The sequence below is a fragment of the Pseudomonas sp. WS 5071 genome, from assembly GCF_012985765.1.
Lineage (GTDB): Bacteria > Pseudomonadota > Gammaproteobacteria > Pseudomonadales > Pseudomonadaceae > Aquipseudomonas > Aquipseudomonas lundensis_A.
Window position 1 is genome coordinate 76,705 of the sequence record NZ_JAAQWY010000026.1, and the last position, 6,102, is coordinate 82,806.

Consider the following 6,102-nt stretch of genomic DNA (forward strand, 5'->3'; position numbering starts at 1 on the left):
AGATGAAGATGTGACAGCGCCGCCGCTGTGGGGCGGCGGCGCTGTCATCGGGAACGTTCTACGGTTTAAAACAGCACTTTGGCCACGTCATTGAACCGTTTGGCAAAGTGCACGGTGATGCCTTCTTTCAAGTAGTCCGGCAGTTCCTCGAAATGGCCCCGGTTGGCTTCGGGCAGGATCAATTCATGGATTTTCTGCCGACGTGCCGCGATGACTTTCTCACGCACGCCACCAATCGGGAGTACGTGCCCGGTGAGGGTCAGCTCGCCGGTCATGGCGATGCCCTTTTTCGGCGGCTGGTTGCGTGCCAGCGACAGCAGTGCGCTGGCCATGGTCACACCGGCGCTTGGGCCATCTTTGGGTGTGGCGCCTTCGGGCACGTGCAAATGCACGAACGCTTCATCGAAGAACTTGGGGTCGCCGCCAAACTGCTTGAGATTGGAGCTGACATAGCTGTAGGCGATCTCTGCCGACTCTTTCATCACATCCCCTAGCTGCCCGGTCAGCTTGAACCCGCGATTGAGGGTATGGATGCGCGTCGCTTCGATTGGCAGGGTCGCGCCGCCCATGCTGGTCCAGGCCAACCCGGTAATCACGCCCGTACCGCTGATGACTTGTTCATTGCGGAACACCGGCATGCCCAACGAAGCTTCGAGGTCTTTGGGGCCGATTTTGATCACCGCCTTCGGGTCTTCCAGCAATTTGACCACGGCCTTACGCACCAGTTTGCCGAGCTGCTTCTCCAACTGACGCACCCCGGCTTCGCGGGCATAGCCATCGATCACGGCGCGTAAGGCGCTGTCGCTGATGCTCAGGCTGTTTTTGGAAACACCGGCTTTCTCCAACTGTTTGGGCCACAGATGGCGCTTGGCAATTGCCACCTTTTCTTCCGTGATGTAACCCGACAGGCGAATCACCTCCATCCGGTCAAGCAACGGCCCCGGAATGGAATCCAGCGTGTTGGCGGTGCAGACGAACAGCACCTTGGACAGGTCCAGGCGTAAATCCAGATAGTGGTCGAGGAAATCGACGTTCTGTTCCGGATCAAGGGTTTCGAGCAGGGCGGACGCGGGGTCGCCCTGGAAGCTCTGGCCCATCTTGTCGATCTCGTCGAGCATGATGACCGGGTTCATCACTTCGACGTCTTTGAGGGCCTGCACCAGCTTGCCCGGCTGGGCACCGATGTACGTGCGACGATGGCCTTTGATCTCGGCTTCGTCACGCATGCCGCCGACACTGAAGCGGTAGAACGGCCGCCCCAGGGACTCGGCGATCGATTTGCCGACGCTGGTTTTACCCACGCCCGGCGGGCCAACCAGCAACACGATCGAACCACTTACCGAACCCTTGTAGGCGCCGACCGCCAGAAATTCGAGGATACGGTTTTTGATGTCATCCAGCCCCGCATGGTGGGCGTCGAGCACCTTGCGGGCATGCTTGAGGTCGAGTTTGTCTTGCCCGAACACACCCCAGGGCAGCGATGTTGCCCAATCCAGATAGTTGCGGGTGACCGCGTATTCCGGTGAGCCGGTTTCCAGAATCGACAGTTTGTTCAGTTCCTCGTCGATGCGCTTTTGCGCCTGAGCCGTCAGGGTCTTGCCTTCCAGACGCTGCTTGAACTGTTCGATGTCCGCGCTGCGGTCGTCTTTGGTCAGACCCAGTTCCTGCTGGATCACCTTGAGCTGTTCCTTCAGAAAGAACTCACGCTGGTGCTCGCCGATTTTCAAGTTCACTTCGGCGGAGATTTCTTTTTGCAGGCGCGCAACTTCAACTTCCTTGCGCAGCATTGGCAGGACTTTCTCCATGCGTTTGAGCATGGGCACGCAATCGAGCACTTCTTGCAGCTCATTGCCGGTTGCCGACGTCAGCGCGGCCGCGAAATCGGTTAGCGGCGACGGATCGTTAGGGCTGAAGCGATTGAGGTAGTTTTTCAACTCTTCGCTGTACAGCGGGTTGAGCGGCAACAGCTCCTTGATGGCATTGATCAGCGCCATGCCATAAGCCTTCACCTCATCGGTGGGCTCCTTGGGCTGCTGCGGGTATTCGACTTCCACCAGATACGGCGGGCGGTGATGTTTGAGCCACATGCTGATGCGCACACGGGTCAGGCCTTGGGCCACAAATTGCAATTTGCCGTTTTCGCGGCTGGCGTGATGCACTTTTACCAGCGTGCCGTATTCCGGGAGGCTGGACGTGTCGAAGTGGCGAGGGTCATCCGGTGGCGTATCGACAAAAAACAGGGCCAGCGAGTGATGGGGTGATTTGCTGACCAGCTCCAGTGTTTCGGCCCACGGCTCTTCATTGACGATGACCGGCAGCACTTGTGCCGGGAAGAACGGGCGGTTGTGAATCGGGATGATGTAAACCTTGTCGGGCAGATTCTGCTCCGGCAACGCCAGTTCAGTTCCGGCCGAGTGGGGTGTGTGTACGGATTCCGTGTGTTCTATGTCTGCGTATTCAGGGGTGTTATCCGGGAAATCTTGCTGGTCGCTCATGGGGCACCTGCGCAATGGGGTATGGGGGTTAGATGGGGCGCGGTGTCAGTGGTTTCAATGGTGAAACGTTTTTCATGCGCTCGCCGCTGCCAAAGCTTCGCCGTGGAGCGTAGACGATGAGCACCTGAGCACGGATGAGTGCATGCGATTGAACGGCGCAAAGCGCCTGCTGGTGATTGATAAAACCTTGCGCGAGGTTCGCGTTCGCTAGGCCTTTGTCGCCAACAACTTGACGGTAGACGGCCCGAAATTATTAGGCGATCTTCTGCTGAGCGACAGTTACGACTTATAACAATAAAGATGGAGCAAGCGGCCACCTGGCAGGCTGCCTGCAAGGCGCACAAGGAGCGCGTATGCCTCAGGGAATCAGCGCAATGACGCGGTGTGCCGAGGGCGTGGCATGAAGCTGCGCAACAGTTTTCAGGCGCGCATCAGCCTGTTTTTGGCGATGCTCCTGCTGTTGGTCATTGGCGCGGTGTATTTCGCGGTCAAAGCCGTCACGATCACGGTGGCCCGCGATCAGGCCGAAGAACAACTGCGTACCGGCACACGGGTGTTCGAGCGGTTCATGGATTTGCGTTGGCGACGCATCCAGTACGGCCTCAACTGGCTGACCAATGACTCGGACTTCCGTCAGGCTGCACTCAATGGTAATCGCGCTCAAATCAACGCCGCGCTGCAAGAGTTTGAGCCGAGCATCCGGGGCAGTGAACTGTTCGTGCTGGATCTGCAGGGCAACATCATCACCAGCACCCTCAAAGCGTTACCGGCGGGGCAGCCCTTTCCCTACGCCAAAGCCTTGAGGCTGGCGCGCCGACATTCTCAATCGATGGTCATTGGCGTGCTGGATGATCGCCCGTACATGATGGTGCAAAGCGTGGTACTGGCACCGTTGCCCGTGGTGCGCGTGGTGTCGGGCATGCCGATGGACGACGTGTTTGCTCACGAGTTGCGCTCACTGAGCAACCTTGAAGTGTCATTCATGACCATCAAACAGGGCGATAACGGCGTGCTCAGCAGCACCCAGCCTGACGTCATGAACGCCAGCATCGAGCAGTTTTTGAGCGATCACGCGCCCGGTATGAAGGTTCACTTCAGCGTATTTCATGGCAAGCGTTTTCTCGGGCAGCTACTGCAACTGGCCAATTCTGGGGACCCGGCCAACGGGCAAGTGCTCGCGCTTCTGCAAAGCCCGCTGGACCAGACCATGCACGCATTCAACGCCCTGGATCGCAAGTTTCTGTGGATATCCCTTGGCGCGTTGCTGCTGTCTTTGTTCGGGGCCTTATGGCTGGCGCGCGCGGTGTCGCGTCCGGTCAGTTTGCTGGCCGAGGCCGCTCAGCGAATCGGGCGCGGCAACTACGAGGTTCCGGTAGAACTCAAGCGTAAGGATGAACTGGGCTTTTTGGCCAAGGCGATCAACGCGATGCAGAGCGGAATCGCGCTGCGCGAGCAGCAACTGGCACATAACGCGCTGCACGACGCACTGACCGGCTTGCCCAACCGCGCACTCGCCATGGAGCGATTGGGCAGCGCCATCAGTGCGCGAAGGGGGGTGGTGCTGATTTATCTGGGCGTCGAAAACTACCGGGTTATCAACGAAAGTTTCGGCCAGGACGGCATGGAATTGATCATGCGCGAAATCAGCCGCGTCATGCTCGACACGTTGCACACGCGGGACACCGCTGCGCGCATCACCGGCAATGAATTTTTACTGCTACTGGAAAGCACCCTGGTCGATGCCGCGGTGGCCGTGGCCGACAGGCTCTACCGGCTGTTGAATCGACCGCTGAGCATCGACGGGCATGAGGTGTCGCTGGAAATCTGCATGGGCATTGCGGCCTATCCGATTAATGGGCAAAGCGTCGAAGAGCTGATCAGCCGCGCCGCGCTTGCCCGACGGGATGCCGCTGCGCTGCCGGGTTACTTGCAGGTTTACCAGCAGGACCGCGACCTGGCCCATCAACGGCAAATCCAGTTGATACGCGACGTGCGCAGCGCGGCAAGCGAGGGCGAGCTGTTTTTGCTCTACCAGCCCAAGCTGGATATCCGCAGCGGCCAAGTGCATCAGGCGGAAGCGCTACTGCGCTGGCGCCATCCGGAGCTGGGCGTGGTGTCGCCTGCCGAATTCATCCCGCTGGCCGAACGCACTGGCAGCATGCCGTTGCTCACGCAATGGGTCATTGAGGAGGGCGTGCGCCAATTGGCCGAGTGGAACCGCAAAGGGCTGCACCTGCAACTTTCACTCAACATATCGGCGGCGGATTTACAGGGCGAAGACTTGCTGTTGAGCGTCGAAGCCTTGCTCTCGCGCTATCAAGTGTCGGCCGGGCAATTGATTTTCGAAATCACCGAAAGTGCGGTCATGCGCGACCCGGAGCATTCACTCAGCGTGCTGGAAAAACTGCGCGAGGGCGGCATTGGCCTGTCGGTGGACGATTTCGGCACCGGCTATTCGTCACTGGCGCACCTCAAACGGCTACCGGTACAAGAGTTGAAAATCGACCAGTCATTTATTCGTAACCTTGACGAGCGCAGTGAAGACGCGGTCATCGTGCGTTCGACCCTGGAGATGAGCCATAACCTGGGGTTAAAGGTCGTGGCCGAAGGCGTGGAATACCAGCACACCCTTGACCTTCTGCAGCGCTGGCAATGCGACACGGCCCAGGGTTACCTGATCAGTCGCCCGTTGGAGGTTTCAGCGTTTGAAACATGGCTGTCGCGACTGGAGGAAACGGCCTGAAAATACGTTTTGCGACGGGCTTCGTGGCGGCATTAACTTTCCAGAGTCCATGCCGCTATACCGGTGTCGAGAAGCGCGAAGAGCATGCTGGGCGCCACGTCATCTGGCAGATTGCATCCCTGCGCAGTACCTACAAGGTTGAGCATCCATTTCGAGTGATCAAGCGTGAGTTTGGTTATACGAAAGTGCGTTTGCGAGGCTTGGTGAGAAACACTGCTCAGAGGATGACGCTGTTCGTCCTGTAGAGCCTTTGGATGGCGCGTCGATATTTACTCTCCAGCGCAGGAGAGGTGCGTCCGTAATGAGGGAGATAGTTGCTGCGAGGAGCGTTCAGCGGCAAACTTGGATGGAAGAGGTGGCAGACTTGATCGGTTTTGAACGGCTGCCGTTTATTGAAAGCACCTATGGCTCAGCAGTCGAAAGATAACGGCCTACTTCAGACCATCCTTAAGGCTATTACAAGAAAAGTAGCTAAACTTAGGCAGGCTTTGCGTTTAATTGAGCGTGAACCTGATGAGCTAACTGATGAAATCGAAATAGGCTGGAGCAACACGGTACGGCCATGGTGGGGATTGAGAATTTATTACAAATAAGTCGTAACTAAATACATCTAAGGAATCTCCGAACAAGCCTTCAGTTATGCGAGAATCCCCGCAACACCTGATCCGAGCCGCCCATGAGCCAGATGAGCTTTTCCGACTTTGAGTACGCCGGCAAGCGCAAGCAAACCCGCCGAGAGCGCTTCCTCGCCGAAATGGATCAGGTGGTGCCCTGGGCAGGCCTGCTGGAGCTGATCGAACCGTTCTACCCCAAGGCCGGCGGCGGTAGAAAACCCTATCCTCTGGAAACCATGCTGCGCATCCA

4 protein-coding genes and 1 pseudogene are annotated in these 6,102 nt (G+C 57.9%); 4 read left to right on the forward strand and 1 reads right to left on the reverse strand.

Annotated elements, in window-relative coordinates; genetic code table 11:
* Positions 1-65 precede the first annotated feature (65 nt).
* Entirely contained in the window at positions 66-2,495 is a 2,430-nt protein-coding gene (gene lon / locus HBN61_RS16495) for an endopeptidase La (RefSeq protein ID WP_094993752.1), read from the reverse strand.
* A 400-nt stretch (positions 2,496-2,895) separates the two neighbouring features.
* On the opposite strand from lon, the gene HBN61_RS16500 reads away from it, so the two are divergent.
* From HBN61_RS16500 to HBN61_RS16515, 4 genes and pseudogenes are all read left to right on the forward strand, one after another.
* Entirely contained in the window at positions 2,896-5,238 is a 2,343-nt protein-coding gene (locus HBN61_RS16500) for a putative bifunctional diguanylate cyclase/phosphodiesterase (RefSeq protein WP_170047231.1), read from the forward strand.
* Between the two features lie 56 nt (positions 5,239-5,294).
* Positions 5,295-5,483: pseudogene (locus HBN61_RS16505) on the forward strand (transposase); the annotation flags it as partial.
* A 159-nt stretch (positions 5,484-5,642) separates the two neighbouring features.
* Positions 5,643-5,831: a hypothetical protein gene (locus HBN61_RS16510; RefSeq protein ID WP_094993754.1), complete on the forward strand. Its 189-nt coding sequence runs from the start codon at positions 5,643-5,645 to the stop codon at positions 5,829-5,831.
* An 83-nt stretch (positions 5,832-5,914) separates the two neighbouring features.
* Positions 5,915-6,102: transposase (locus tag HBN61_RS16515; RefSeq protein WP_524539063.1), on the forward strand; the 188-nt coding region annotated here is incomplete at its 3' end.